General features: G+C 70.6%; 17 protein-coding genes and 3 pseudogenes. 10 read left to right on the top strand and 10 right to left on the bottom strand.

Annotated elements, in window-relative coordinates; genetic code table 11:
- Positions 1 to 78 precede the first annotated feature (78 nt).
- Positions 79 to 736: pseudogene (locus ACF1FZ_RS14945) on the bottom strand (methyltransferase); the annotation flags it as partial.
- Between ACF1FZ_RS14945 and ACF1FZ_RS14940 the strand changes: the two are divergent.
- The 7 genes and pseudogenes from ACF1FZ_RS14940 to ACF1FZ_RS14910 form a co-directional block, all read left to right on the top strand.
- Positions 728 to 817, top strand: a pseudogene (locus tag ACF1FZ_RS14940) (aminoglycoside O-phosphotransferase APH(3'')-Ia); the annotation flags it as partial. The pseudogenes ACF1FZ_RS14945 and ACF1FZ_RS14940 overlap by 9 nt on opposite strands.
- A 279-nt stretch (positions 818 to 1,096) precedes the next feature.
- A complete protein-coding gene (locus tag ACF1FZ_RS14935; RefSeq protein ID WP_391774021.1) occupies positions 1,097 to 1,909 on the top strand; it encodes a FadR/GntR family transcriptional regulator in 813 nt (270 codons plus the stop codon).
- Between the two features lie 226 nt (positions 1,910 to 2,135).
- A complete protein-coding gene (locus tag ACF1FZ_RS14930) occupies positions 2,136 to 3,455 on the top strand; it encodes an ABC transporter substrate-binding protein (protein WP_391773799.1) in 1,320 nt (439 codons plus the stop codon).
- Positions 3,455 to 4,414 carry a carbohydrate ABC transporter permease gene (locus ACF1FZ_RS14925; RefSeq protein WP_391773798.1) on the top strand — a complete coding sequence of 320 codons (960 nt, stop codon included), beginning with the start codon at positions 3,455 to 3,457 and terminating at the stop codon, positions 4,412 to 4,414. The genes ACF1FZ_RS14930 and ACF1FZ_RS14925 overlap by 1 nt, the downstream gene beginning before the upstream one ends.
- Positions 4,411 to 5,265: a carbohydrate ABC transporter permease gene (locus ACF1FZ_RS14920; RefSeq protein WP_391773797.1), complete on the top strand. Its 855-nt coding sequence runs from the start codon at positions 4,411 to 4,413 to the stop codon at positions 5,263 to 5,265. Before ACF1FZ_RS14925 ends, ACF1FZ_RS14920 begins: the two co-directional genes overlap by 4 nt.
- Before the next feature lie 37 nt (positions 5,266 to 5,302).
- A complete protein-coding gene (gene manD, locus ACF1FZ_RS14915; protein WP_391773796.1) occupies positions 5,303 to 6,517 on the top strand; it encodes a D-mannonate dehydratase ManD in 1,215 nt (404 codons plus the stop codon).
- Between the two features lie 562 nt (positions 6,518 to 7,079).
- Positions 7,080 to 7,742 (top strand): O-methyltransferase, encoded by a 663-nt coding sequence (locus ACF1FZ_RS14910; protein ID WP_391773795.1) that lies wholly within the window; start codon positions 7,080 to 7,082, stop codon positions 7,740 to 7,742.
- 3 nt (positions 7,743 to 7,745) lie between these two features.
- On the opposite strand, the gene ACF1FZ_RS14905 is transcribed toward ACF1FZ_RS14910, so the two are convergent.
- From ACF1FZ_RS14905 to ACF1FZ_RS14865, 9 genes are all read right to left on the bottom strand, one after another.
- Positions 7,746 to 8,897, bottom strand: coding sequence for an HAD-IIIC family phosphatase (locus tag ACF1FZ_RS14905; protein ID WP_391773794.1), 1,152 nt, complete (start codon positions 8,895 to 8,897; stop codon positions 7,746 to 7,748).
- Between the two features lie 44 nt (positions 8,898 to 8,941).
- Positions 8,942 to 10,048, bottom strand: coding sequence for an acyl-CoA dehydrogenase family protein (locus ACF1FZ_RS14900; protein WP_391773793.1), 1,107 nt, complete (start codon positions 10,046 to 10,048; stop codon positions 8,942 to 8,944).
- Positions 10,041 to 10,343 carry an acyl carrier protein gene (locus ACF1FZ_RS14895; protein ID WP_391773792.1) on the bottom strand — a complete coding sequence of 101 codons (303 nt, stop codon included), beginning with the start codon at positions 10,341 to 10,343 and terminating at the stop codon, positions 10,041 to 10,043. Before ACF1FZ_RS14895 ends, ACF1FZ_RS14900 begins: the two co-directional genes overlap by 8 nt.
- Positions 10,340 to 11,233, bottom strand: a complete 894-nt coding sequence (locus tag ACF1FZ_RS14890; protein WP_391773791.1) for a 3-hydroxyacyl-CoA dehydrogenase family protein — start codon at positions 11,231 to 11,233, stop codon at positions 10,340 to 10,342. The genes ACF1FZ_RS14895 and ACF1FZ_RS14890 overlap by 4 nt, the downstream gene beginning before the upstream one ends.
- Before the next feature lie 110 nt (positions 11,234 to 11,343).
- Positions 11,344 to 12,456, bottom strand: coding sequence for a Rieske 2Fe-2S domain-containing protein (locus ACF1FZ_RS14885; RefSeq protein ID WP_391773790.1), 1,113 nt, complete (start codon positions 12,454 to 12,456; stop codon positions 11,344 to 11,346).
- Between the two features lie 4 nt (positions 12,457 to 12,460).
- Positions 12,461 to 13,921 (bottom strand): cytochrome P450, encoded by a 1,461-nt coding sequence (locus ACF1FZ_RS14880; protein ID WP_391773789.1) that lies wholly within the window; start codon positions 13,919 to 13,921, stop codon positions 12,461 to 12,463.
- Between the two features lie 20 nt (positions 13,922 to 13,941).
- A complete protein-coding gene (locus ACF1FZ_RS14875) occupies positions 13,942 to 14,946 on the bottom strand; it encodes a 3-oxoacyl-[acyl-carrier-protein] synthase III C-terminal domain-containing protein (protein WP_391773788.1) in 1,005 nt (334 codons plus the stop codon).
- 17 nt (positions 14,947 to 14,963) lie between these two features.
- Positions 14,964 to 21,029, bottom strand: a complete 6,066-nt coding sequence (locus tag ACF1FZ_RS14870; RefSeq protein ID WP_391773787.1) for an SDR family oxidoreductase — start codon at positions 21,027 to 21,029, stop codon at positions 14,964 to 14,966.
- On the bottom strand, positions 21,026 to 22,498 hold the full coding sequence (locus ACF1FZ_RS14865) for an acyltransferase domain-containing protein (protein WP_391773786.1): 1,473 nt from the start codon (positions 22,496 to 22,498) through the stop codon (positions 21,026 to 21,028). The genes ACF1FZ_RS14870 and ACF1FZ_RS14865 overlap by 4 nt, the downstream gene beginning before the upstream one ends.
- Before the next feature lie 1,343 nt (positions 22,499 to 23,841).
- Here ACF1FZ_RS14865 and ACF1FZ_RS14860 point away from each other — a divergent pair.
- The 3 genes and pseudogenes from ACF1FZ_RS14860 to ACF1FZ_RS14850 all read left to right on the top strand — a co-directional run.
- A pseudogene (locus ACF1FZ_RS14860) lies at positions 23,842 to 24,294 on the top strand (transposase family protein); the annotation flags it as partial.
- Between the two features lie 354 nt (positions 24,295 to 24,648).
- On the top strand, positions 24,649 to 24,852 hold the full coding sequence (locus ACF1FZ_RS14855) for a cold-shock protein (protein ID WP_055611897.1): 204 nt from the start codon (positions 24,649 to 24,651) through the stop codon (positions 24,850 to 24,852).
- A 350-nt stretch (positions 24,853 to 25,202) separates the two neighbouring features.
- Positions 25,203 to 26,161, top strand: a 959-nt coding sequence (locus ACF1FZ_RS14850; RefSeq protein WP_391773785.1) for a DEAD/DEAH box helicase, incomplete at its 3' end; no start/stop codon positions are given.

Raw genomic sequence — 26,161 nt, 5'->3', positions numbered from 1 at the left:
CCGTAAGCACCTGACGGCAGGGCGCCGGCCCGAAGCTGCCCGGACGGTTCGCTCACGAACGGCTCGCCGGGTGTCGCATCAGGTCGCCGATCGATACGGGAGCCGACGTGGCCGGTCGCCGGAACGGTCCCTCACGGTGCGGGTCCTCTCGCGGACCGTGAGCTCTTCACGGGCGGCCTCCGTGAGCGGAGTGACCGGTGTGAGGGACAGGCCCGCACGGTGGCACACTTCCTCGAAGTCCTCGCGGGTACGTTCTCCGCCGCCCGCGTTCACCGACATGTTGAGGTCGTTCAGCCAGGGGGCCCCGCCGTCGATGACGTCGGCAGCCGCGCTGGTGCCGACGGCTTCGGGAAGCACGGGCTCCACGATCAGGACGAGGCCGCCGGGTGGCAGCACCTCGCGGCAGTGGCTCAGGACCATGACCGCATGGTCGTCCGTCCAGTCGTGCAGGATGCTCTTCATCGGACAGAGATCCGAGCCCCGGGGACCGAACGGAAGAAGTCCCCGGCGGTCGGGGAACAGCGCTCGTTCAGCCCGTGCCGCACCCTCGTCTTCGGTGCCCCGGCCAGCCCCTCCGCCGCGCCGGGAACCGCACCGGTGAGGCCCGGATGCGCGGCGAGTACACCGGCCAGAAGGGTTCCGTCGCCCCACCGGCGTCCGTGACGGTGGTGAACCGGCTGAAGCCGAAGGCGTACGGCAGCGCGGTGGCGGACTCCGGGGCCGCCTGGCTCATCGCCATGCCGAGTGCGTACCCGCTGCGGGTGCGGCCGGCCTGGAGGCCGAGCGCGACCGGGCCGCATGGGCTGAGAGGCCAGGAGGTGCCTGCGGCGTCGAACGGCTGCATCATCTGCGGGCGGGTGAGCTGACGCTCTCCTTCGAGACGTTCGCTCTGCCCGACGAGCGGAACAGCCGCCCGTCGCCCGGAGCCGGCTCGCCGTCCGCTGCACACCGCGCCTGCTCGCGAGCTGGAGCGCGGACGCCACACGGGCGGGGGGCCCGTCCCCCGAGAGGCCGCGGACAGGCTGCGATCCGAGACCGGCCCGGCGGTCTCCCGATCGGCCGTGTATCGCCCAGGACCAGCCTGTACCCTGCGGGGATGCAGTCGTCCGCCTCTTCCTTCTCCGCGCGATCCGGCCAGGCCGCGGCTCCCGAACGGCGTGGTCTCCTGACGGAACGGATCGCGCGGGAACTCGAGCACGGCATCCGCTCCGGTGACATTCCGGTCGGGACCAAGCTCCCCTCGGAGCGCGAGCTCGCGACCCAGTTCGGCGCCAGCAGGAACGTCGTGCGTGAGGTTCTACGGCGGCTGGAGGCCCAGCATCTGATCGAGGTCGCGCCGGGCCGCGGCTCCTTCGTGCGTGAGCAGACCTCGGGGCAGGCCAGGGGGTACGACGCTCTGTACCGCGCAGGCCGGCCCACCGTCCGGCAACTGATCGAAGCCCGGCTGCCCCTCGAGGTCGAGACGGCGCGCCTGGCGGCCGAGCACGCGACGGACGAGGACATCGAGGCGCTGAGGGCCGCCAGGAACGCCTTCGAGTCGGCGAGCGACGTCGTCGTCAAGGCCCGGGCGGACATGGCCTTCCACGACGCCGTCGCCGAGGCGAGCAAGAACCCCGTCCTGCGGATCATGCTCTCCTCGATCAGCGGAATGATGTTCGAGATGATGCTCCGCTCCAACTCCGACCCCTCGATCGGCGAGCCCGGAGTTCCGCACCACCCCGAGATCTTCGAGGCGATCGAGGCGCGTGACGTGGACCTGGCCGGTGAGCGGATGCGGGAACACTTGCTGCTCGGCCTGCGCACCTACGGTAAGGATCTCGACATCCAGGTCGACATCATGGCGCGCAACCACATCGAGACGCTGCTGGACGGGACCGGGAGCCGGTACGGCGGCGGGACGGCCGGATAGCGCCCTCCGCATCCTCTCCCGCCGTCGGCCCGAGTCCCGGCGGGAGGCATACAGGCTTCGGCGAATCCCACCCGGCAAAGGGCTGTCCGGCACGCCTCTCTCCTGCTAACGTCCGTCTGGTTCAACTGGTCCTACCAGTTGGGCCAGATTGGTCCGGGAGCTCCCGCGGAGGCGGCACGCCTCAGGTGAGCAGGACGCACGACAGCGCAGAGAGACGAGGACGACGATGTCCACGAGCAGCCCGCTCCTCAGCCGGCGCTCCTTCGGCAGGCTGGCGGCAGGAGTCGCGGGAGCCGCCGGAACGGGAGCGCTCGGCGCGTGTACGAGCAAGGGCGGGCGGCCCTCCGCCGGCACCCCGTTGCGGATCATGGCGATCAACCACGTGTGGTCCCAGGCGATCCGCCGCCGCATGAAGGAGTTCGAGGAGCGCATCGGACGACGGGTCTCCATGACCCTGCTCACCGCGGACCAACTGGCGAGCAGCTACAACGTGAAGCTCAACGCCTCGGGCACCGACGTGGACGTCATGATGGTCCGCGCGCTGCAGGAACAACTGCTCTTCGCGCACAACGCCTGGCTGACCGACCTGAGCGACCGCGTCACCCAGGACGAGGGCTTCGCCTGGTCCGACTTCCAGGACGCCCCGCGCGAGGCCTCGGTGACGGCGGGCAAGGTGCTGAGCGTCCCCGTGGTGACCGAGCGCCCCGCACTGTACTACCGCAAGGACCTCGTGGAGGACCTGGGTGGGCCGCCACGCACCCTGGAGGCGCTGATGGCGGCGGCCGAGGAACTCACCGGGAAGAAGAAGGGCCTCTATGGTTTCGTCGGCCGGGGGCAGCGCAGCGGCGCCGTATCCCAGTGGTCGAGTTTCCTGTACTCGCACGGCGGTGACTTCGTCGTGCGGGGCAGGTCCGGCATCGGCACACCCGAGGCCCTCGCCGCGTACGAGTACTACGGGAAGCTCCTGGCGAGGACGGGGCCGCCCGGCGCCACCAACATGAGCCTGGAACAGACCATGCCGGTCTTCGCTCAGGGCAGGGCCGCCTTCTACATCGACGCCGACGCGATCTACAGCAGTTTTCTCGACCCGAAGGTGTCGACCGTGCGCGAGACCGTGGGCTTCGCCCCCTTCCCGGCCGGACCGGCCGGTGCCCGGCCGCACAACATCCCGTCCTGGAGCCTCGGCATCAGCAGGTTCAGTCTGCTGCGCGACGACGCCTGGGAGTTCGTCAAGTGGGCCGCCGGCACCGAGATGACCGCGGCCCTCCAGAAGGACGGCATCCCGGGCGCCCGTAAGTCGGTCTGGTCAGACCCCGCCTCGCTGGCCTCGTTCCCCCCGGATCTCGCCGAGGCCATGCGGCTCAACGCGGAGCGGGGCCTGGGCTACGACAGGCCCCGGGTCCTGCAGGTCGGCCGGGCCAGGGACATCGTCGGGCGGCCCCTGGTCGCGGGCATCCTCGGCGACGACGTACGGCCGGTGGCCCGTGACGCCGATGCGGAGTTCGCCGATTTCCTCGTCCGCGACAACCGCCACAAGGAGTCCTGATGCCCACCACCGAGGTCTCCCCGGCCCGCTCGGCAGCGGCGCCGGGCGCCGGTCCGGCCCCCGTGCGCCGTCCCCGCACCTTCGAACAGGCAAACCGGCGGCTGAAGTGGACGATGCTGGCCCCGGCGCTGCTGTTCGTCGGCCTCATGATCGTCTTCCCGCTGGTCTACACCGTCGGCCTCAGCCTGACCGACGCCTTCGGCGCGGTGAACGCCGGCAAGGAACACGTGGGCCTGCGGAACTTCACCGACGCCCTCGGCGACACCCGGCGCTTCTGGCCCGCAGCGCAGCGCACGGTGGTCTTCACCGTCGGGGCGGTGATCCTGGAGACGGTTCTCGGGCTCGCTCTGGCCATGCTCATGCGCAAGCCGTTCCGGGGCATGCGGTGGGTGCGTACGGTTCTGGTCATCCCGTTGCTCACCACTCCGGTGGCGATCGGCATCCTCTGGCTGCTGATCCTGGACCCCACCAACGGCATAGCCAACCATCTGCTCGCCGGCGTCGGGCTGCCCCGGCAGGAGTTCCTCGGCTCCGTCAGCCAGTCGCTGCCGACCCTGATGCTCATCGACGTCTGGCAGTGGACGCCCATGATGACCCTGCTGCTGCTCGCCGGACTGACCACGCTGCCCGAGGAGCCGGAGGAGGCCGCGCGCGTCGACGGGGCGAACGGCTGGCAGCGATTCCGGCACGTCGTGCTGCCCATGCTCGGCCCGACGCTCGCCGCCGCCCTGGTGCTGCGCGCCGTGGACGCCCTCAAGACCTTCGACATCCTCTACGCCACCAAGGGCGCGGGCGGCGGCTCGGACTTCGAGGTGGAGACCCTGAACGTCTACGCCTACGGGCTGACCTTCGACTACCAGGAGTACGGCCTGGCCGCCGCCGTCCTGGTCCTGTTCACGCTCTTCATCGTCGGCGTCGTGGTGCTGCTGCGCCGCCGGAGCGGAAGGAAGACCGCATGAGTGTCACCGTCACCCCCACACCCGTACCGGCACACCTGCGCCGACGCGCGGTCAGGTCGTGGCTGCGAGGCACCGCCATCGCCCTCGTGACGCTGGTCTTCGCGCTGCCCCTGGTGTGGATGTTCGCCGCCGCCTTCAAGACCAACGTCCAGGTGACCGATCCGTCCGTGGGCCTGTGGTTCAGTCCCACCCTCGAGAACTTCCGCAGCATCGTCGAGGCCGGGCAGATCCTGCGGTCGATGGGCAACTCCCTGCTGGTCGGCGTGGTCTCCACCGTGCTCTCCGCGGTCATCGCGGTACCCGCCGCCTGGGCGGTCGGCCGGTTCGGCATGCACCGCACCGGATCACTGATCCTGGTCGCGCGCATCGTTCCGGCGATCTCGCTCCTCGTACCCTGGTACTACCTGTTCGCGCAGATGGGACTCGTCGGCTCCTACATGGTGCTGATCCTCAGCCAGATGTTCGTCTCCGTCCCGCTCATCATGTGGGTCATGATCAGCTTCTTCGCCGGTCTGCCGGTCGAACTGGAGGAAGCCGCGCGCACCGACGGGCTGAGTGCCTTCGGTGCCTTCCGGCGTATCGCGCTGCCCCTCGCGGCCCCCGGGACGGCGACCGCCTCTTTGCTCGCCTTCGTCTTCAGCTGGAACAACTTCATGTTCGCGTTGATCTTCGCCGACGACCGCACCCAGACGGTGCCGGTGACCCTCTTCAACTTCATCTCGTACGCGAGCACCGACTGGGGCGGTCTGATGGCCGCCGCGACGCTCATCACCATCCCCGTCGTCCTGGCCGCCGTCCTCGGCCAGAAGTACCTGGTGGCCGGTCTGACCTCCGGTGCCACCAAGGGCTGAACGCCCCTCACCACCGCATTCGGAAGAAAGTGCTCCTATGAAAATTGTCGACGCGAAGGTCCTCGTCACCAGCCCGGGCCGTAACTTCGTCACCCTCAAGCTGACGACCGACGAGGGTCTCACCGGCCTCGGCGACGCCACGCTCAACGGCCGCGAACTGGCCGTGGTCAGCTATCTCGAGGATCATGTGGCCCCCCTCCTCCTGGGGCTGGACCCGCACCGCATCGAGGACACCTGGCAGTCCCTGTACCGGGGTGCCTACTGGCGGCGCGGGCCGGTGACGATGGCGGCGATCGCCGCCGTCGACGTCGCGCTGTGGGACATCAAGGCGAAGGCCGCGGGACTACCCCTCTACCAGCTTCTCGGCGGCGCCAGCCGGACCCGGGTGGGGACCTACGGCCATGCCGACGGCCGTGACATCCCCGAACTCCTCGACTCGGTCCGGGCCCGCCTCGCCGAGGGCTATCCCGCCGTACGCGTGCAGTCCGGCATCCCCGGTCTCAAGGCGGTCTACGGCGTGTCGAGCACGGACGGCAACGGTTCCGCCGTGCTGCACCAGCAGGCCCGGCCGCTGGTGGAGGACTGGGACACCGATGCCTATCTGCGTCACATACCGAACGTGCTGGAGGCCGTGCGTGCCGAGTTCGGCCCGGAACTCCCCCTTCTGCACGACGCACACCACCGGCTCACCCCCCTCCAGGCAGCCCGCCTCGGTAAGGATCTGGAGCCGTACCGCCTCTTCTGGCTCGAGGACTGCACGCCCGCCGAGAACCAGGAGGCCCTGCGCGTGGTCCGCCGTCACACCACCACACCGCTGGCCATCGGTGAGGTCTTCAACACGGTGTACGACTACCAGTCCCTGATCACCGAGCAGTTGATCGACTACGTACGTTCCGCCGTCACCCACTTCGGAGGTGTCACTCCGCTGCGCAAGCTCTTCGACTTCGCCGCTCAGTACCAGATCAGGAGCGCGATCCACGGCCCGGAGGACATCTCTCCGGTCGGCATGGCTGCCGCCGTCCACCTCGACCTCGCCGTGCACAACTTCGGAATCCAGGAGTACTCGGGCCACACGCCGCTCACGGATGAGGTCTTCCGCCACGCGTACACCTTCGAGGGCGGCCACCTGCACCCGGGCGAGGCACCGGGCATCGGCGTGGATCTGGACGAGGAACTGGCGGCCGCGCACCCTTACGAGGCGGCTTACCTCCCGGTCAACCGGCTGCACGACGGGACGGTCCACGACTGGTGACCCCGCCGGTGACGGCCGGGCGGCACCCGGCCCGTATCCCGCGGACCGACTGCTCCCGTCGCCCGGGCCCGGCGACGGGGGCAGTGGGCTGCCGCACGCTGCAACTGCCTGACGAACGCCGCTGTTCATTGGAACGGCACCGGACACGGGTGGTTCGCCGTGCGGGGAGCCGCTCCCCGTGTACGGCATGCCCCAGCGCCTCGGACAGCACCGGCCCGGCCTTGCGCAGCGGCTCCGCCGGCTGCTCGCCGGGCGGCCCGGACGACGCGTTCGGTGCGCAGGGCGAGGCCGTCGCAGCACGAAACGCTGTGCGGCCTGTCGGTGTCGAGGAGTTCGCCGAGCGCGGCGAGGTCCTCCGGGTCAAGTTCCGCGGGCCCGTCCCGAGAAGCGTGGACTTCTCGGAAAGCCACTGGTGCACGACGGCACGCCCCGCCCCTTGTTCTTCCGCCATGGCACGTGATCCAAGAGGTCAGCGGAACCTCCGATGCACCGCAACGAATTCGGCCCGGTGGCGCGGCAATGCGCTGTTGAATCCCGTTGGGAGACGACCTAGGGTTTCCTCATGGCGAATCAGATGACGACCGGTCCGCAGCTTCTGGAATATGTCAGGGAATTCTCACTCAGGGAGGACGAGATCCTGCGCGATCTGCGCCTGACGACCGTGGAGCTGCCAGGCGGGGAGGCGATGCAGGTCATGCCCGAGGAGGGACAGCTCCTCGGCTTCCTGATCGCGGCGACCGGCGTCGTGGATGTCCTGGAGATCGGCACCTTCACCGGATACAGCACCTTGTGCATGGCTCGGGCCCTTCCGCCGCACGGGCGTGTGGTCACCTGTGACATAAGTGAGCGGTGGCCTGAAATAGGTGCCGACTATTGGCGGCGGGCAGGCGTTCTCGACCGGATCGATGTCCGTATCGGAGCGGCGGCCGAAACACTTGAGGAAATGCTCGCCGATGGCTGTTCCGGCCAATTCGGTCTCATTTTCATCGATGCCGACAAGGCGAATTACCCGCAGTACTACGAGCTGGCGCTGCGGCTCGTGCGGCCTGGTGGCTTACTGGTGGTGGACAACACGCTCTTCTTCGGCCGGGTCATCGATCCCCTCGCCGACGACGCGGACACCGCCGGTGTCCGTGAGGTGAATGCCAGGATCCGGGACGACCGGCGGGTCGACGTCTGCATGCTCCCCATGGCCGACGGCATCACGCTGGTGCGCCGCAGATGACCGTCATCGGGCAGGCCCGGACCGGTGATGCAGTGCTCGATACGGGAGGGCCTCACCGGCCGGCGCCGGGTCGGTGAGGCCCGGCGCGATCAGCCGTACCGTCGTGGGGACGCCCCGCCGCCCGGGGACGAGGTGCAGCAGTTGGACGTCCTTGCCGGATCCCCCGGAGACCGGGGCCCGGCAGTCACAGGGCTGGTCGTCGAAACCGGCGAACCGGTAGGCGATCTCCATCATCCGGTTGCGGTCGGTGGCGCGGAAGTCCGCCAGCAGGTGGACACCGGCGCGGGCGGCCTGGTCGGCCAGCCAGTTCAGGATGATGGTGCCGACACCGAACGCCACCACACGGCACGATGTGGCGAGCAGTTTGAGGTGCCACGCCCGCGCGTGCTTCTCCAGCAGCACCACACCCACGGCACCGTGCGGCCCGAAGCGGTCGGTGAGCGTCGTGATCAAGACCTCGTACCCGGGGCGGACGAGGAGTGCTCGCAGCACCTCGTCCGGGTAGTGCACTCCGGTCGCGTTCATCTGGCTGGTGCGCAGGGTCAGTTCCTCGACCCGCGACAACTCGACGTCCGTGGCCCTCCCGATGTGCATCACCATCTCCAGTGAGCGCAGGAAGTCCTCGTGCGAACCGGTGTGCCGCGCCTGTTCGTCCGTACGCCGGAAACCGGCCTGGTACATCGTCCGGCGCCGGCGCGAGTCGACAGTCACCGACCGCGGGCTGAACTCCGGCAGCCCGAGCAGCGTCACGGCTTCTTCCGCCGGGTAGCAGCGCACGTCCGGAAGGTGGTGAGCGACCTCGGCCCGCTCAGCCGGCTGGTCGTCGATGAAGGCGATGGCCCCGGGAGCGAAGTCCAGCTGCTCGGCGATCCGGCGTACGGCGTCCGACTTGTGCCCCCAGCCGATCTCCGGCACGACGAAGTAGTCGGCGACGCCGAGTGCCTGGAGCCGGGCCCAGGCGTGGTCGTGGCTGTTGCGGCTGCACACCGACTGGAGTATGCCCCGTGCGTCCAGGCCGAGGATCACCTCGCGGACCGCTTCGGACAGGACGACGTCCCCGTCCTCCAGCAACGTGCCCTGCCAGAGCGTGTTGTCGAGGTCCCAGACCAGGCACTTCACGGGCGTGGACGGGTCAGCCGGGGGAGTGCCACTCATGTTCGGCTCCTTTTCGTGGCGTGCTTCGGCGGCCGTGAGCGAGGTCACCTTCTGCTGAGTGCGTGGTCGGCCAGGATCAGCTGGCACACCTCGTTGCTCCCCTCGATGATTTCCATGAGCTTGGCGTCGCGGTACGCCCGCGCGACGACGTGCCCGTCCTGCGCACCGGCCGACGCGAGCACCTGGACCGCGGCCGCCGCGCCCTTGGCCGCGTGCTCCGCGCCGACGTACTTCGCCAGCACGATGGCGGTGGCCAGGTCGGCGGCGTTGTCGTCCCAGCAGCGGCTGGCGTACTCGCAGGCCCGGGTGGCCACCTGCTCGGCGGTCCACAGATCGGCCAGGTGCCGGGCGACGAGCTGGTGCTGCCCCAACGGCCGGCCGAACTGGTGCCTCGATCCTGCGTGGCCGGCAGCCGCCGTCACGCAGGCCCGCAGGATCCCGACACACCCCCAGGCGACGGAGATCCGGCCGTAGGCCAGTGCCGTCGTCACCAGCAGGGACAGCGGCTGGCGTCCGCCGCCCAACAGGCTGCCGAGCGGCAGTCGCACCTCGTCGAACGCGACGTCCGCGTGTCCGGCGGCCCGGCAGCCCAGCGGATCGGCCACCCGCCGAACCCGGACGCCGGGGGCCGCACGGGGCACCACGACCACAGCACCTCCCTCTCCCATCCTGGCGACGACGAGGAAGAGGTCGGCGTAGTCGGCGGCGGTCACCCACTTCTTGCGGCCGGTGAGCAGCAAGGAATTCCCCTCGACGGTCACGGTGGCCTCGATGGCCGACAGGTCGCTGCCCGCCTGCGGTTCGCTGAAGGCCACGGCCGCCAGGTCGCCGGAGGCCAGCCGTGGAAGCAGGTCCGCAGCCTGTGCCGGGTCACCGAGCCGTTCGACGGCCCACGCGGCCATTCCCTGCGAGGTCATGACGCTCCGCAGCGAACTGCACAGGCTGCCGACGTGGGCGGTGAACTCGCCGCTGTCCGCGCTGTTCCACCCCGGTCCGCCGTAGTCCGCCGGGATCTGGACGGTGAGCCGGCCGGCCGCACCGAGTTCCCGCACCACGTCCTCGGGCAGCCGGCCCGCCCGGTCCCAGTCGTCCGCCCGGCCGCCGACCAGCTCCGTGACGGCCGAGGCCGCCGCGGCGACGGCTTCACGCACCGGAGCCCCCGGAGGCCGGGATGCGGAGCCGCTCGACCAGTGCGGTCATCTGCAGCACGGTGCGGAAGTTCTCCATCCGCAGGTCGGCACCACGGATGGAGATGCCGTACGCCCTCTCCAGATGCACCACCAGTTCCATGGCGAAGAGGGAGGACAGCCCACCGGCGCCGAAGACGTCGGCGTCGGTCGTCCAGGTCCTGCCCGTGCGCTTCTCCAGGAGCCGCAGCAGGTCCGTCTGGACGGTGCCGGGCCCGCCCATGGATTCCGGCACCGGCCGGTTGGATGACGTGGTCATGCGTGTTCTCCCTCGTACTCGTAGAAGCCGCGCCCGCTCTTGCGGCCGAGGTGACCGTCCCGCACCATCTCCAGCAGCAAGTCGCAGGGGCGACACCCTTCGTCGCCGGTCCGGCTGTGCAGCACCCACAGCGAGTCGACCAGGTTGTCCAGTCCGATGAGGTCGGCGGTGCGCAGCGGGCCCGTCGGGTGGCCCAGGCACCCCTGCAGGAGAAGGTCGACGGACTCGGCACTCGCGGTGCCCGCCGCCACCACCCGTACCGCGTCGTTGATCATGGGGTGCAGGATCCGGCTCGTGACGAAACCCGGTGCGTCGTCGACCACGATCGGCTCCCGGCGCAGCGCGCTGAGCAGTGCCCGCAGCGCGTCCACGGTGGCCTCCGAGGTATGCGTGCCCCGGATGACCTCGACCGTCCGGATCAGACAGGGCGGATTCATGAAGTGGGTGCCGATCAGGTCCGCAGGCCGGGCCGCCGCCCGGGCCAGCTCGTCGATGGGGATCGCCGACGTGTTCGAGATGACCGGGATGCCGGGAGCGACCAGCGCGGACACGTCCGCGAGGACCTTCGCCTTGGTGTCGGCGTCCTCGGTGACCGCCTCGATCACCGCGGTGGGAGTCGCGCCGTCGGCCGTCACCAGGCCGGCGAACGACAGGCCGGTGACGAGCGTGCCGGGGACGGTCTCGTCCGGCAGCGCGCCCATCAGCCGTGCCGTTCGTACCTGGTGGGCGATCTTGGCCGGCGCCTCTTCCAGCCGGCGCCGGTCCAGATCGATCAGCGACACCGCGAGCCCGTGCCCGACGGCCAGGGCGGCGATGCCCGACCCCATCACCCCCGCTCCGAGCACAGCCAGTCGCTGCCCGGGGCGGGGCGTACCGTTCTCCGCTGCCATGTCGCCTCTCTTTCGGACCCGGCTCGGCCTGCTTCCCGGGTTACGTCTGAACACGGTGGGGGCCGACGGCCCGGGAGCGGTTTCGGCATTGCCCGGGCCGTGGTCGTCGGTCACTCCTCCGGGTGGCTCGCTCCGGCCCGGCGGGGCGGCCGCGGGGGTACGAGGCCGCCTGTGGGTTCCGTGTAGAACTGCTGGGCCCACTGCCGGTACCGGCCGATCGGACCGTCGCCCTTGGCGAGCTTCGGCTGCTCGACGTGCTCCTGGTGGTGCCACATCAGCAGGTCCGCTCCGGTGTCGACGCCGGCCACCCGCTGGAGGACGGCACTGAACAGCCGGGCCACGGGCGTCACCGCCGCGCGCCCGATCGTCCCGGGCACGCCGGGGATCCCGTTCAGCTCCAGCTTCGTGCCGAAGCGGAGCTGGATGCGTCCCGGGCCGGTCGGGGTCGCGTGGAGCATCACATAGAGGTTGCCCGCGTCCCGGGGCAGCACGGACCGGGCCGCGATGGTGCCCAGCCCGATCACCGTGAGCGTGTAGGACTGGCGGAACCCGCGCATGACGGTGCCACGGGCGGTCGCGGTGACGGTGCTGACCGGTTCACCGGCCACGGGTGTGCCCTCGATGTCGAGATCCTTGAGACCGTGCAGTGCCGGCAGGTGACCCCAGTCGAACGCGTTCTCGATGACGTCCTGAGGGTGACCGGCGATGTCGTAGGTGTCGTGGCTGAACGGCTGCCGGCCGTCCATGGGAAAGGCAGGGACGTCCCACTGCGGGGGCAGGCCGAGGGCGTGCCACCACACGTAGACGGAGCCGTTGGTCTCGCACACCGGGTACTGCGTCAGCGAGGCCCTCGGCGGCGGCTCGTCGTAGCCCGTGCGCACGCAGGCGCCGGTCGGGTCGAACGCGAACCGGTGGAAGGGACAGACGATGTCCTCCCCCTCGACCGATCCGCCGACTCCGAGATGAGCTCCCAGGTGCGGGCACCGGGGCCGGACCGCCCGCAGCACGCCCTTGGCCGTGCGGTAGACGACGACCTCCGCGCCCGCGAGCGGACGGGTGATGACGGATCCGGGTCCCACCTCGTCGGCGAAGGCCAGGCAGAACCACCCGTTCGGATAAGGGCGGGAGGGGGCGTGCAGGGTGTCGGCCGGGGCCGCTCCGCCCAGGTCGGCCCTCCGGGAGCTGAGGAGCTGCTTCACCAAGGGCTTCAGGTGAGGCTTCACGGCATCACTCCTGGTGCTTCACGGGGCAGGTGGCGGCACCCGGCTGTGTGGACGGCTGGACGACTGCGGGCCGGGGGGCGGCCGAGTGGAGCCCGGGGCCCTCGGTACCACCCGTCCACCGTTCGCTGAGCCGCAGGCTCAGCCCGCGCGAACTCAGGCTGGTCTCCACCTTCGGCCGGAACGGCTGGTCGCCGACGGGGGTCAGCTCCCAGCGGGCGACGACGGCGGTGAGGGCCAGGACGGACTCGGTGAGGGCGAACTGGTCCCCGATGCACTTGCGGGGGCCGGCGCCGAACGGGATGTAGGCGGCCCGGTCGGGCTGGGCGTCGAGCCAGCGGTCCGGGTCGAACCGGTCGGGCTCGGCGTACAGGTCGGGCCGACGGTGCAGGAGGTACGGGCTGAGCACGAGGGTACTGCCGCCCTTGAGCCGTACGCCGCCGAGCTCGGTGTCCTGCCTGACGGTGCGGGTCATCATCCAGGCGGGCGGATACAGTCGCAGCGTCTCGGTCACCACGCGGCCGGCCAGACCGAGCGAGGTCAGGTGCGCGGGATCGAGCCGGTCGCCGTTCAGGACGTCGTCGGTCTCGGCCTGAAGGCGGTGCTGGACGTCCGGGTTCGTGGCGAGCAGGTGCAGCGCCCAGGCCAGGGTGATGGCCGTGGTCTCCATCCCGCCGAGGAAGAACGTCAGTGCCTCGTCCGCCAGTTCGGCGTCGTTCAGCTGCTTCTGACCGTCCCCGCTCTCCTCGTCCACCGCCCCGACCAGTGCCGAGAGCAGATCGGCACGGTCGGTGGGATCGGCCCGCCGCTCGACGATGATCTGCGCGATGGTGTCCGACAGCCGTTTGCGGGCCTGGTCGTACCGCCGCTTCCGCGGGGTCGGCAGCCGGCGCAGCGGGGCCGGTGTCATCATCCGGCGGAAGAACGCGCTGACGATGGTGGCCGTGTCGGCCAGGGCCCGCCGCATGGTCTCCTCGGGCAGCGCGCCGCTGAACATCGTCTCCATGGTGGCGCGCGTCGTCAGCGTCATCATTTCCTGGGTGATGTCGAGGACGTCCCCGTCCCTCCAGGATTCCGCCTTCAGCTCGGCCGCCCGGGCGAACACCGCCCCGTAGCCGGGGAGCCGGGTGGGGTGGAACGAGGGCTGGCACAGCCGCCGCTGCCGCCGGTGCAGGGTGTACGAACAGGTGGACAGGCCGTCCCCGATGACCTCGCGGATCCGGTCGTAGATCGGCCCGCCCTTGTCGAAGACGCGGTCGTTCAGGAACACCTGCCGGGTGAGGTCCGGATCGCAGATCATGACCGCGGAGCTCGGGCCCAGCCGGACGCGGACCATCGTGCGATGTTTGGACAAGGACATGATGAAGGCCAGCGGATCGCGGAGCAGGGGCAGTGCGTGGCCCAGCAGCGGCAGGGCCCGTGGGGCGAGCGGGACCGACGCGGCGGTCCCCGTACTCGTGTCTGTCATGGTCAGTCTCATTCCGTTGGTTATCGCCCGGCCGGTACCGCGGCGGTGGGGTCGCGGGTGACTTCGAGCAGCGCGGTGGTCCAGCGGAAGCCGAGTCCGAAGCTCACGACGAGAACGCGTTCACCGGCCCGCAGCGTGCCGGAGCGGAACAACCGGTCGAGGGCGAGCAGGACGTCGCTCGGCCCGGCGTGACCGAGGTGCCGGCCGAAGACCCAACTGGTTTCGTCACAACGGACGCTGAGCGGTGATCCGGCGAGCACCATGTCGAGCACGACCGACCCGATCGCGATGGCCACCACGTGCGAGATGTCCGCCGGTTTCGACGCGGTCTCGTCGAGGACGGTCTCGACGCAGCGGCGGGTGGAGCGCTGCAGCGCGTCGATGTGCGGCATGAGTCCGGTCTCCTCGGCGAGGAACGGCCGCCCGGTGCCGGTGTGCCCCTTCCTGGCCCGGGTCAGCACCTCCAGCTGCGGCTCCGCCGCCTGGGCGGTCGCTGCCAGCCGGGCGAAGCCCGTCCCGCGGGTGAGGACCGCGGCGGCGCCGGCGTCGCCGGCCACGTAACCGGTCTCCCGGACATGGCCCCAGCGCTCGGCGGGGAAACGGGCACCGGCCGTCACCAGCGCGGCGTTCGCCTGCGGCCGGGCGGTGAGGTGTTCGGCGGCGGTGACGAGCGCGGCGGCCCCGCCGTCACTGGCGGCGCCGACCTCGATCCCGGTGGTGTCGGGTCCCCCGAGCACCCGCAGCAGGTAGGGCGCGGGGGTGTAGTGGTCCTCGTCCTGGAAGTGGGCGTGCACGAGGAGGCTGAGGTCGGCGCCGGTGACGTCCGCGTGGCGCAGCGCCTTGAGGCCGGCGCGGGCCGCCATCTGCGTCGCGGTGTGGTCCGTCGAGACGGCGGCCGAGGTGAATCCGTTGAGCGCCGCCATGGAGGGCTCCTCGGTGTCCGGCCCGCCCCACGGCTCGCGCTCGCGCCTGACGGGCGGTATCCACGCACCGGTCCCGGCGATCGTGATGTCCTGCCACAACACTGCTGTCTCCTCGGCTGTCATGAAAGGGGCGGCTGGGGAACGCGGGGGTGGGGCCGGACCAGCTCTCCGCTGTGGTCCAGAGCGTGTGCGCTGACCCCGGCGATCCGGGCCAGCACCCGGCCGCCACCGGTCGCGGCGGTCAGGGCACCGGTGGCGAAGTCGCAGTGCAGCCGGATCTCCGGGTTCTCCGCACTGAGCCGGCAGTCGTTGCCCGGCCCGCCGAGATCGACCTCGTCGAGGCCGGCCATCGGGCCGACCAGGGGCGGGCTGTCCCCGCGCGGTGGCAGCAGCAACAGGTGCACCATCGCGTCGAGCAGGATCGTCGGCACGGTCATCCCGGCCAGGGCCGGAGCCCAGGCCTCGTGGTCCAGGCGGAACCTGCCGCTGTTGCCCCCCGGCCCGCGGGCGTAGTCGCCGGTGCCGGCGAACGGGCCGGTGAGCGAGATCGGCGGGTCCGGGGAGTAGACCGGCATCACGAAACCGGGTTCGGGTTCGTAGGCCGAGCAGTCGGGGGGCGCGGGGAGCTCGGGGAAGCGGTCTGCCAGTACGACCTTCGTCTCGCCCAGCAGGTCGTTGAAGCGCAGCACCTTGCCGTTCTTGCCGATCCGGTGCGCCGTCAGCCTGACGGCCACCTCGGCCCGGTCGTGCTTCCGGCTCGTGACCCGGGCCTCCACCGCGACGGTGCGCGGCGGCCCGGCGAGCCTGATCTTGACCGACGCACGGCAGACGAGCCCGCGGAACCCTGTGACCACGAGGCCGGGGCAGAGCGCCGCGGCCGCGCAGGCCGCGGCCTCCAAGGCGAACGTACCGGGCAGCGTGTACTCCCCGTTGACCCGGTGGTGACGCATCCAGCGCCCGTCCTGCTCGGCCAGGGTGCGCGGGTCCCAGGTCTTGGTGAAGACCGCCCAGTCCGTGCCGCGGTACAGGACACCGTCGAGCAGCGGCGTGGTCAGCGCCGGGTCCGGCGGGGCGGGCGACGGGGCGTCCGGGGCGGGGACCGGCAACGCGCGGGAGGAACCGCAGGTGCTGATCCCGCGCCGGCCCAGCAGGACGCGTTCCTCCTCCCGGATGAAGAACGCCACCCCGCCGGCCGGCGGCCGGGTCACGGCGGAGAGGAACTGCGCCTGTCCTTGCGCAGTGCTGATGTAGGCGTCCATCCCGTTGCGTTTGAGGGTCTCCCGCATGGTGAGGCTGCTGGCGACGCCGACCTCCCGCCAGCCGCTCCAGAGGATCGCGACCTCGTCGTGGCCCTCCGGCCCGTGCCGCTGGGCCCGGGCGCTCGCGTACGCGAGGTACTCGTTGACGGCGCAGTAGTCGATGTCACCGGGTGCGGGAGCGAGTGTCGCCAGGGTGCTGAAGTTGCACCAGATCCGGGGCAGCCGGCCCGTCAGGGCCCGTTTGAGATTGCGGTAGCCCGTCGCCTTCGTGGCCCGGACCGCCCGGAAGTCGGTGAGGGTCTTGGCGTGCAGCGCACGCGAGCGCAGGTCGAGGACGGTGTTGATGAGCAGGTCGATCCGTCCGTGCCGGCCGAAGACCTCGTCGAGGACGGCGGTGGTGCGCTCGGCGTCGAGGACGTCGCACAGCCGGTGGTGGACACGGTCCGGTCCGCACAGTTCGGCGAGCCGTTGCACGGTACGGCGTACCTCCAGGCCTGCCTGGGCCTTCACGTAGGCGGCGCGCAGCTCACCCACCGACGCCTCGGGGCGTCTGCGGCGCTGCTCTGCGATGAACTCGGCCTGCGGCGGCAGCGCGTCACCGCTCTCCGGCATCGGGGTGCGGCCGATGACGTACACATGGGGACGGTCGCTGGTGCGGGCGACGGCGTGGAGCAGCTCGGGGGTGATCCCCCGGGCGCCGCCGAAGGCGACCACGACCGCGCCGGGTGGCAGGGGCGCCTCTGTGGCCGGGGGCGGCACCGCGGGGTCGTCGGCGACGGCCAGGGTGAACCATGCACCGCCGCGGCAGGCCAGCGTGTGCGTCGGCACCTGGGCGGTGGCCGCCCGGGCCAGCTGGTCCAGGACCGTCGCGATGTCCGGTGCGTCGCTGAGCAGGGTCACCCCGCCGCACTGCGGAACCTCGGCCCGGACGGAGCGGACGAGACCGGTGAACAGACCGCTCAGCGGGGCCGGCAGGTCGTCCGGTACCGCCCCGAGCAGTACCACGCCGAGCGAGCCGCCGGTGCGCAGGGCGGGCAGCGCCGCCTGGAGGGTGGTGAACGTGAGGTCCTGGAGGTCTTCCATGCGGGTGGCCTCGGCGTCGTCGCTCCCGTCGTCGACGGGCAGCCTGGAGAGGACCCGGATGTGGCGCGGGACGAACGGCAGACCGGTGAGGGCGGCGGACGCGTCCTCGGGAGGCACGTGGATGGCGGTTCCGACGCCCGGCCGTGGTGACCAGACGGCGGTGTCGGGGCCCGGCACGGCCTCGGCGAGGTCCGGGGCGTCGGTGATGACGACGGTGCCCGGCGGGATCGGCGGCGCGGCCGGGACTTCGGGCGGCGGGGGCGTCGGGAGGAGCCGGAACGTCTGGCGGCGGCCGGTGACGTCATCGGTGTGCTCCGGCGTGCCCGGTGGAACCGGTGCGGGCTCGGTGCGCTCCGGCGCGTCCAGGACGGGCTCGGTGTGCTCCGGTGCGCGTAAGGCCTGCTCCGCTCCTTCCCGGTCAGGGCCGTGGTGACGCGGGGCGGCCGGCCCGGTGAACCGGATCAGAGGTGATCCGGGGGCGGCGGGCGTCACCACGGTGTCCGTTCCGGTCACGACGGCTTCGACGACCGCCAGCAGTGCGTCCAGCGACAAGTAGGTGTGTCCGGCGCCGGCCAGCACGGGAAGGGAGTGCGCGGGCGCCGCCGGGTGGCGGGAACCGGCACCCTCGACCGAGGTGGAGAGAGCCCCCAGGACGGGCAGGCCGTGCTCCAGCGCGGTCGAGCGCCGGGTCACCGCCAGGACTGCGGCACCTTCCGCGATGGACCGGCCCTCCGGCACCAGGCCGGAGAGGTGGCGGTCCCAGCCGCTGATCGGCCGCTGGCACACGGCGCCGACGAGAGCCAGGTCGCAGGCCCGGTGCCGGAGCTGGCGCAGGGCCAGGTCGACGGCGCTGTGCGCGGAGTCCCTCTGGGCGTAGACGCTGGTCCCCATGCCCTGGAAATCGTAGTAGTTGGCGGCCCGGCCGGACAGGATGCAGGAGACCGCACCGGTGAAGTCGTCCTCGTTCAGGTCGCCGGGGATGACCCCCTTGGCCGCCGCCATCCCCTTCTCGAGGTATTCCTTCAGTGTCTGTGCCTGCACCGGGTCGGGCAGGATGTCGAACGTGGTGGCGCACTCGCCGGCGTGCACCCGCAGTGCGGCCCTGGTGTTGTGTGTGGTCGGCAGCGTCGATCCCACCATGACCGCCGTGGTGGGCCGCAGAGCGGTGCCCGGCTCGCCGAGTTGCTCCAGCAGCGGGCCGAGGGTCTGGAGCACCATCAGGTGAGCGGCGTCCATGTGCCGCATCGTCAGGGGCGGGATACGCACCTCGCGGGGGGAGGGCAGGGGGTACGGCGTCCCGAAGCCGGCCTCGGGACGCGGGCCTTCACCGCCCAGCCAGGCGGGCACCTGGGCAGGGTCCAGGCCGGGCAGATGGGTGTTCCAGCCCACGACGACCAAGTCCTCCGTGTCGGCTGACACGTCACCGCCTCGCCTCTCGGCGGGTACGGATCGCGGCACACGGTCGGAGAGGACCACGTGTGCGTCCGCTCCTCCGAGACCGAACGACGAGACCCCGACCACACGCGCTCGGGTGTCGTCCGTCGGCCAGGCCGCGTCCTTGACCGGTACGGTCAGCCGCTCGCCGTCGCCGAGCAGCGGGTGCGGATCGGTGACCACGGGCTGACCGGGGACCGTCCCGCGTTCGAGGGCCACCAGCGCGTGTGCGACCGAGACAAGACCTGCCAGTACACCTGTGTGCCCGAAGACCTGCTTGTTCGACGTCAGCAGGCACGCCCGCTGACGCGGTCCCAGCCGGGAGAGCAACGAGCGCAGTTCGATCTCGTCACCCACCGGCGTGCCGGTGCCGTGCGCCACGACCCAGTCCACGTCGTCGGCCTCGACGCCCGCGTCGGCCCAAGCCCGGGAGATCGCCAGTTCCTGGCCGCGCGTGGCGGGAGCGTGAATGCCCTTGCCCCGGCCGTCGGCGGCGAGGCCGGTGCCCCGGATGACACCGAGCACCCGGTCGCCGTCGGCCACGGCCCGCTCGTACGACTTGAGGGCCAGCGTGATCGCACCCTCACCGATCAGGGTCCCGTCGGCCGCCTGGTCGAAGGGGCGGATCCTGCCGCTCATCGAGATGCCCTGGGCACGGCAGAACAGTGTGAACCCGATCGGTTCGATCACAGAGGTCCCACCGACCAGCGCCACGTCGACCGAGCCCTCGCGCAGCGCCTTGACCGCTGCGTCCACGGCGAACAGTCCGCTGGCGCAGGCTGCGTCGAGGGTCAGGTGCTGGGCGTCGTCGGGGATCAGCCCGCGCAGTGCGTTGCGGGAGACGGACGCCGGCAGGTAGGCCTGCGGGTCACCGCCGTCACCACCGTAGTGCGCGGTGATCGCGTGGTCGGCGAGCTCGGCCAGCCAGTCGCCGTCCCCGTCGGCGGGGAGGGCCTCGCGCACCATGCGCCGGTATTCGTCGCCCAGCACGACACCCTGAGGGCCGAGTCCCGTCTGGTCGTGTATCCCGGTGGTCGCGGCGAGCCACCGGTCCGTCGGCCGCCGGTGTACGCCCTCCAGGGCCTGGACGGTGCAGTGCCGCAGCCAGCGTGTGGTCCGCGGCCACCCGGGGTGGCCGGCGTTCCCGTCCGGCTCGGAGACCGAGGCGGGGTCGGGGACGAAGCTCTGGATGTACCCGGCCTCACGGACGTAGAAGGCGTCGGTGTCCTCCCTTGTCGGCGCCCAGAAGTGCTTCAGGTCGAAGGCCGACGGCTCGCTGGAGAGCAGGACGCCGTCCCGCAGCCGGTCCCAGAACTCCGCCGCGTTGTTCGCACCGGGCAGGGCCAGGCCGAGTCCGACCACGGCGACGGCTCCGGGGTCCGTCTCCGCCGGTGGCTCCGGCGCGGGAGGTGTCACCGGCGCGGGCGCGGGCGGGGGTGGCGGGGCTTGTTCCCGTGCCCGCTCAGGGGCGGGGTCCGGCACCGGTGGGGGAGTGGGCGCCGACGCCGGGCGGGCGGCCCCCGGTTGTCCAGAGGCCGCCGGGTTCGCCTCCGGCGGCGGTGCTGCCGACGGGGCCGGCTGATGCCGGGCGGGTACGCTCACTCGGTCCGCCAGCCTGCTGTGCAGCCGCATGCCCTGCATCCCGGCGATGCTGATGCCGCCGTCGGCGACGATGGTCTGCCCGGTGATGAAGCCGAGATCCTCGTGCAGGAGGTGGACGATCAGCTTGGCCGCCTCCGGTGTCGAGAGGGTGCGACGCATCAGCTCGCCGCCCCCCGCCGAGCCACCGAGGGCCGCCGTCGGGGCGTCGAGATTGACGACGATCTCGCTGGCGACGGAGCCCAGCAGCACCGTGTTCACCCGGATCTCCTGGCCGGCCAGTTCGAGCGCCAGGTAACGGACCATCGATTCCAGCGCGGCCTTCGTGACGCCGCCGGGACCGTAACCCGGAACGGGCTGGTGCGCTCCGACGCTGGACAGGCAGAGGATGCTCGCACCCTCTCGTCCCGCCATGAGTTCAGCCGCCCGGCGCGAACAGTGGTAGGCCGCCATCACGTTGGTGGCCCACGCCCGCTGCCAGTACGTGTCGTCGACGTCGAACAGGGGCAGGAACGCCCCGCCCGCAGCGTTGTTTATCAGAATGTCCAGGCTGCCGTGCCGCTCCTGGATCAGGTCGAACATTCGATCGATCTCGCTGGTCTTGGCCACCGAGGCGCGGATGAACTCACAGCTGTGCCCGGCCTGTTCCAGTTCCGCCCGCAGCGATTGGGCCTGTTCGACGGAGTGGAAGTAGTTGACGATCACGTGTGCACCGCTCCGCGCCAGGCGGCGGACCACGTCCGCGCCGAGGCTCTTCGCGGCCCCGGTCACGAGTGCGACCCGGCCGCGCAGGTTGTCCGTAGGGGTCATCGTGCGGCAGCCTCTGCTCGGGCCTGCACGACGGTCTCCGCGATCCTGCGCAGCGTGCCGACGGTCAGCAGGGAGGAATTCGCCCGCAGCCCGGGGAGGCCGAACCGGTCGGAGACCCGCCCGAGCAGAACGACCTGTTTGAGTGACTCCACACCCAGCTCCGACTCAAGGCCGTCGTCCTCACCGAGCAGATCCGCCGGGTAGCCGAGGAAGTCACCGTAAAGAGTCCGCAATTCGTCCAGCACCGAGTCGTAGTCCAGCCCGGCAGAAGCGGCCGGGACCGGAGCGGCGGCGGGGACCCTCGTGACCGGGGCCTCCGCGAGCGGCACTTCCGCGACCGGGGCCGCGGGGGTCACGTAGGTGACATGGGCCGCGTAGGGCGGGGCCGGCGCGGCAGCCTCGGTCGACGGAGTGGGGGCGGGGGGCACCGACACGACGCGGGCCGGTGCGGGAGTACTCGCCCGCACCGCGGAACCGTGTCCCGTGCTCGACGGCGCCGGCAGGCGCGACCCGAACCGGCCGACGTCGCCGGACTCGGCGAACAGTGTCCGCACGGCTTCGACCGGATCGCCCTCACTCAGCGGGACGACACACTGCACGCCCGGGACCGACGCCTCGACGAACTTGGTCACGACTGGCCACTCCCCACACTCCACGAAGGCGTCAGCGCCCGCCGCGTGCAGCTCACGGATCGTGTGCAGCACCCGGACCCGGGCCGTGAGCGCGCCGGCGACCAGATCGACCGGGTCGTCGTCGCCGACATCCCGGCCCAGCCAGGGCGAGCACACCCGCCAGCGCCCGGAACCGTAGGGAACCCGCGGCGCGGTCGCCCGCAGGTCGCGTGCGGCCTGAGCCATCGCCGGAGTATGGGTCGGATGCGGGACGTCCAGGGGGAGACTCGGCCAGCCGAACGCGTCGGCCACCCGCTCCACCTGCTCGATCAAATGTTCGGGGCCACTGATGACACTTTGCCGTGGGGCGTTCTCGCAGGCCAGTACCAGGTCCGGATGGTTCATCAGTCCGGCCAGCGATTCCGCCCGGTGGCCGTCCACACCGACCGCGAGCATCTTGCCGTCCCAGTTCTGCCGGGTCAGCACCTGGGACCGGACCACGGCCAGGCGTGCGGCGTCCTCCACGGACAGGTGCCCCGCGGCGGCCAGAGCCCACAGCTCCCCGATGCTCTGCCCGACGATGGCCACGGGCTTCACACCCTCGGCGATCAGCATGTGGTGCGTCGCGATGCTGACCGCGAAGATCTCCAGGTACTGCACCTCGGGGCCGCGCCGTTCGGCCGTCCCGTTGCGCTCGATCAGCCGGGCACTGATGAGGGGCAGTCCCATCTCCTGGGCCGCCTTGTCGATGCGGGACAGCGCCTCTCGTACGGTCTCGTAGCGGTTGTGCAGTTCGGACAGGACGCCCGCGCGGGGGGCGGCCACCGTACCCGGCATGACAAAGACGGAATCCACCACGTGCATCACCCTCATCTCCGTCCCGGACCGGTGGCGACGGAGCGTCGGCCGGCCGGGCCCTGATACGCCACAAGGGCGCGACGAAATCGACGACTTACGTGCGCTTGCTTCGCTGTACCGGAGGGACGGGCCGACCGAATGCGCCCCGTCGTTGAGTGCCTTTCCTTCACACGTGTGACCCCGTACAGAATGCTTTCTTCTGTACGGGGCGCCGATCCAAGGTAACGGGGCCTCTTCCGGGCAGTCAATGATCCTTAGGCCCTACTTTCAGCCTAAACATGGAGAGCCCTTTATTTGTCGAGCGTGTAATGGCAGGCGACAATTGCGCTCTTGTCGTCGCGCGAGATCTCGTGTTAACCGCAGTCCACCAACCACGCCATCACCCCCGACAGAGTGTGTCCTGGCCCGACCTGATCGTGGCCCTGGAACGACCCGCGTCCGGGATCTCGAACGTGATTCGACGAACCGAATTGGCTGAGATCCGGCGCGTGAGCTGGGTCCCGCCGCTTCCGGTCCTGCGTGACGATGCGCTACGGGCGGCCACGCAGGCCGGCACCGCGCTTCTTCGCGGTGGGAACGCGGGCAGGAGTGCTGCACGCGCATGGTGGCCTTCTGGTCAGGGGTTTTGACGAGGAGCCGGCCCCCGGCACGCCGCCGTCGTCGACGAAACGAAACTGACCGTATACGTGTGAGGTTCCCTGCGGACGGTCGGCTCCACCTTCTTCGATCCCCGCCGTCGTCCTGTGGCGCGCGGCGCTGGAGTCCGCGACCGCCTCCGGCATGCGAAAGGGGCGCAGTGCCCACCCGGTGAGGTCTGCGAAGCGCTACCAGGCCTCTCGCCGCCCTCGCCCGGATACCCGGCTGTGGGCGGTATTTCCCGGTGGCCACGGGCGACAGGGCGTCAAGGGTGCGCCACCGGCTTGGTTTACCACGAAAGCGTCAACGGAAAGGAAACATCGCAGCACACTCGTGGAAATCCGGGAAGGAGGGAAGGGGGTGTGGCGGACCGTCGTGCGCCCGTCTTCCGGCCCGGCAATATCATTCGGGCGGACAGCGGGCATCCGTGCCCGATTTCCTTCCGAATTCACGAGATCGCGCCATCGAACAGTTCGAGCCGCCCGCATACGGTCCACACGGCCTGTGACGCACATCATGCCGCGACTCGCGGCGTACACCTCCACCCCCTTGCCCTTCGGAGACCGTCGCAGAGCCGGCCGCAGACCAGCCGGCCACGATGGGGTGCGCGCCGAAGAGGTCGCCGCCCCGTCGCGGGCTGTTGCGAGCAGCCGGGATCCGGCGGTGGCGCGGACGAGGCTCCGGCGACGCGTGCGAATCCTCGTCCGGCCGCCGGCCTGCTCAAGATTCCGCGTGAGCACGAACGGAGCCGGAGTGCGTCCTGTTCGACGGGACACTCGCCGAGTGCGAGCGTGTGGGCGGCGGTCGGACCGACTGCTCGCACAAGCACCGTCACTGCGGTGTGGACGCGGAGGTCGTAACCGACCCGATGGGGTGCGCGCTGTGGATCTCGCCGGCCTTGCCGGACCGGTTCCACGACCTGACCGCGGCCCGCACTCACCGGATCATCCGGATCTGTGAATGCCAGGGCGTACGTACCCATCCCGGCCTGCCGCGCCTGCACGGGCGCCGGATCCTGGGGCGTCACCGGACGCAGACGCCCGCCCGGTGGACAACTGGCCCCGACGGAACGGACGATCGACCGCGCACTGGCCACGTCCCGTGCACCCGTCGGACGCGGGGTGGCGCGACCCAAGTCCTGACGGATCTCACGAAGACCGTGACGCGGCCCGAATCGAATGACGTCAATCGTCGAGGCCGCCCTCCCCAGGAGAGGTAGGGCTCAAAACGCTCAATATCTGTGCCCGTGAGGTGAGAGTTTGACGGGCCGGGCAGCAAGAGTTTTTGTCACGAAGAGTGGAGTGGAATTATCGAACACGCGCAAGTGGTTCCGGCGTGCTACTGTCGGTCTCAGTTGCAGTTGTGGTTCCCAAAAACTTCAAGTGCCCCCACCTGGTTCCTGCCGGTGGGAGCACTTTTGTATTTCCGGTCATTTTCCGGGCGGGGTAATCATCGCGGCGACACAGTGTCCGCGCAGTGTGGATTCTGATGTACTGCCCCAAAGGAGATATGACATGGCTGCTGGTACCGTGAAGTGGTTCAACGCGGAAAAGGGTTTCGGCTTCATCGAGCAGGACGGTGGCGGCGCAGACGTGTTCGCCCACTACTCGAACATCGCCGCCCAGGGCTTCCGTGAGCTGCAGGAAGGTCAGAAGGTGACCTTCGACATCGCGCAGGGCCAGAAGGGCCCGACGGCCGAGAACATCGTTCCCGCCTGATCTGACGCGTACGAGCTGGGGCCCGCACCTTGGGGTGCGGGCCCCAGCTCGTTCCGTTCGGGGGCGGGGTATTCCACGTCCCGCCGTGATCGAAGCGGCACGCACCCCCGTCCTCACCCCTGAAGGGGCTCTCCGGCCCTTCGCCTCTGTGCTCCGTGCGAGTTCTCACTCCGGGGCCGGGGCCATGCCGGCCGTGCTCCTGAATTTCGGCGACCGGCTCGGCTCTCCTCCTGCCTGCCGGATTCGCTTTTGATCTATTTCATTTTTCACTCAGGCTCGTTCTTGCGATTCGCCGTGCTGTTCATTTGCTGCGGATGCCTTGATACGTGCCTCATCGAGGAAGGTTCCGCATGAACCGCACACGTACGAATGACCGCTCCGCCCGCACTCGCAATGGCAGTGCCGACGCAGGAAAGGGCGGCGTCCGCTTCGGTTCCCCGTCCGTCGGCCGGCCGGCCGGTGCCGGCCGTCGGCCCGCCACGGTGAGGGGAGAGTTCGCTCTTCCCAGGACGCTCACCCCGGCGCTGCCCGCGGTCGAGGCGTTCACCGATCTCGACATGCCCCAGCCGCTTCTCGCCGCGCTCGGGGCCCAAGGCGTGAGCGTCCCGTTCCCGATCCAGGGGGCGACCTTGCCCAACACCCTCGCAGGCCGTGATGTCCTGGGCCGTGGGCGAACCGGTTCCGGCAAGACGCTGGCCTTCGGGCTGGCGTTGCTGGCCCGTACCGCCGGGCGGCGTGCCGAGCCCCGGCAACCGCTGGCCCTCGTGCTCGTTCCCACCCGGGAGCTGGCCCAGCAGGTCACCGACGCGCTCGCTCCGTACGCCCGTTCCGTCAAGCTCCGGCTGGCCACGGTCGTCGGCGGTATGTCGATCGGCCGTCAGGCCGGCGCCCTGCGCGGTGGCAGCGAAGTCGTCGTCGCGACCCCCGGCCGGCTCAAGGACCTCATCGACCGTGGCGACTGCCGGCTGGACCAGGTGGACATCACCGTCCTGGACGAGGCCGACCAGATGGCCGACATGGGCTTCATGCCGCAGGTCACCGCGCTGCTCGACCAGGTCCGTCCGGGGGGCCAGCGCATGCTGTTCTCCGCGACCCTGGACCGCAACGTGGACCTGCTGGTCCGCCGCTACCTGCACGACCCGGTCGTCCACTCGGTCGACCCCTCGGCCGGCGCGGTCACGACGATGGAGCACCACGTGCTGCACGTACACGGTGCCGACAAGTACGCGACGACGACCGAGATCGCGGCCCGTGAGGGCCGGGTGATCATGTTCCTGGACACCAAGCACGCCGTGGACAAGCTCACCGA

Source organism: Streptomyces sp. NPDC014623 (assembly GCF_043088245.1).
In the GTDB taxonomy this organism is placed as follows: domain Bacteria; phylum Actinomycetota; class Actinomycetes; order Streptomycetales; family Streptomycetaceae; genus Streptomyces.
This window is presented reverse-complemented; position numbering and strand designations above follow the sequence as displayed.

Excerpts from the sequence above, each read along its gene's own strand:
- ACF1FZ_RS14935 (WP_391774021.1), top strand. The coding sequence starts at position 1,097 with ATGCAGTCGTCCGCCTCTTCCTTCTCCGCGCGATCCGGCCAGGCCGCG.
- ACF1FZ_RS14905 (WP_391773794.1), bottom strand. The coding sequence starts at position 8,897 with ATGAGTGGCACTCCCCCGGCTGACCCGTCCACGCCCGTGAAGTGCCTG.
- manD (WP_391773796.1), top strand. The coding sequence starts at position 5,303 with ATGAAAATTGTCGACGCGAAGGTCCTCGTCACCAGCCCGGGCCGTAAC.
- ACF1FZ_RS14880 (WP_391773789.1), bottom strand. The coding sequence starts at position 13,921 with ATGACAGACACGAGTACGGGGACCGCCGCGTCGGTCCCGCTCGCCCCA.
- ACF1FZ_RS14895 (WP_391773792.1), bottom strand. The coding sequence starts at position 10,343 with ATGACCACGTCATCCAACCGGCCGGTGCCGGAATCCATGGGCGGGCCC.
- ACF1FZ_RS14890 (WP_391773791.1), bottom strand. The coding sequence starts at position 11,233 with ATGGCAGCGGAGAACGGTACGCCCCGCCCCGGGCAGCGACTGGCTGTG.
- ACF1FZ_RS14920 (WP_391773797.1), top strand. The coding sequence starts at position 4,411 with ATGAGTGTCACCGTCACCCCCACACCCGTACCGGCACACCTGCGCCGA.
- ACF1FZ_RS14930 (WP_391773799.1), top strand. The coding sequence starts at position 2,136 with ATGTCCACGAGCAGCCCGCTCCTCAGCCGGCGCTCCTTCGGCAGGCTG.
- ACF1FZ_RS14925 (WP_391773798.1), top strand. The coding sequence starts at position 3,455 with ATGCCCACCACCGAGGTCTCCCCGGCCCGCTCGGCAGCGGCGCCGGGC.
- ACF1FZ_RS14910 (WP_391773795.1), top strand. The coding sequence starts at position 7,080 with ATGGCGAATCAGATGACGACCGGTCCGCAGCTTCTGGAATATGTCAGG.
- ACF1FZ_RS14855 (WP_055611897.1), top strand. The coding sequence starts at position 24,649 with ATGGCTGCTGGTACCGTGAAGTGGTTCAACGCGGAAAAGGGTTTCGGC.
- ACF1FZ_RS14870 (WP_391773787.1), bottom strand. The coding sequence starts at position 21,029 with ATGACCCCTACGGACAACCTGCGCGGCCGGGTCGCACTCGTGACCGGG.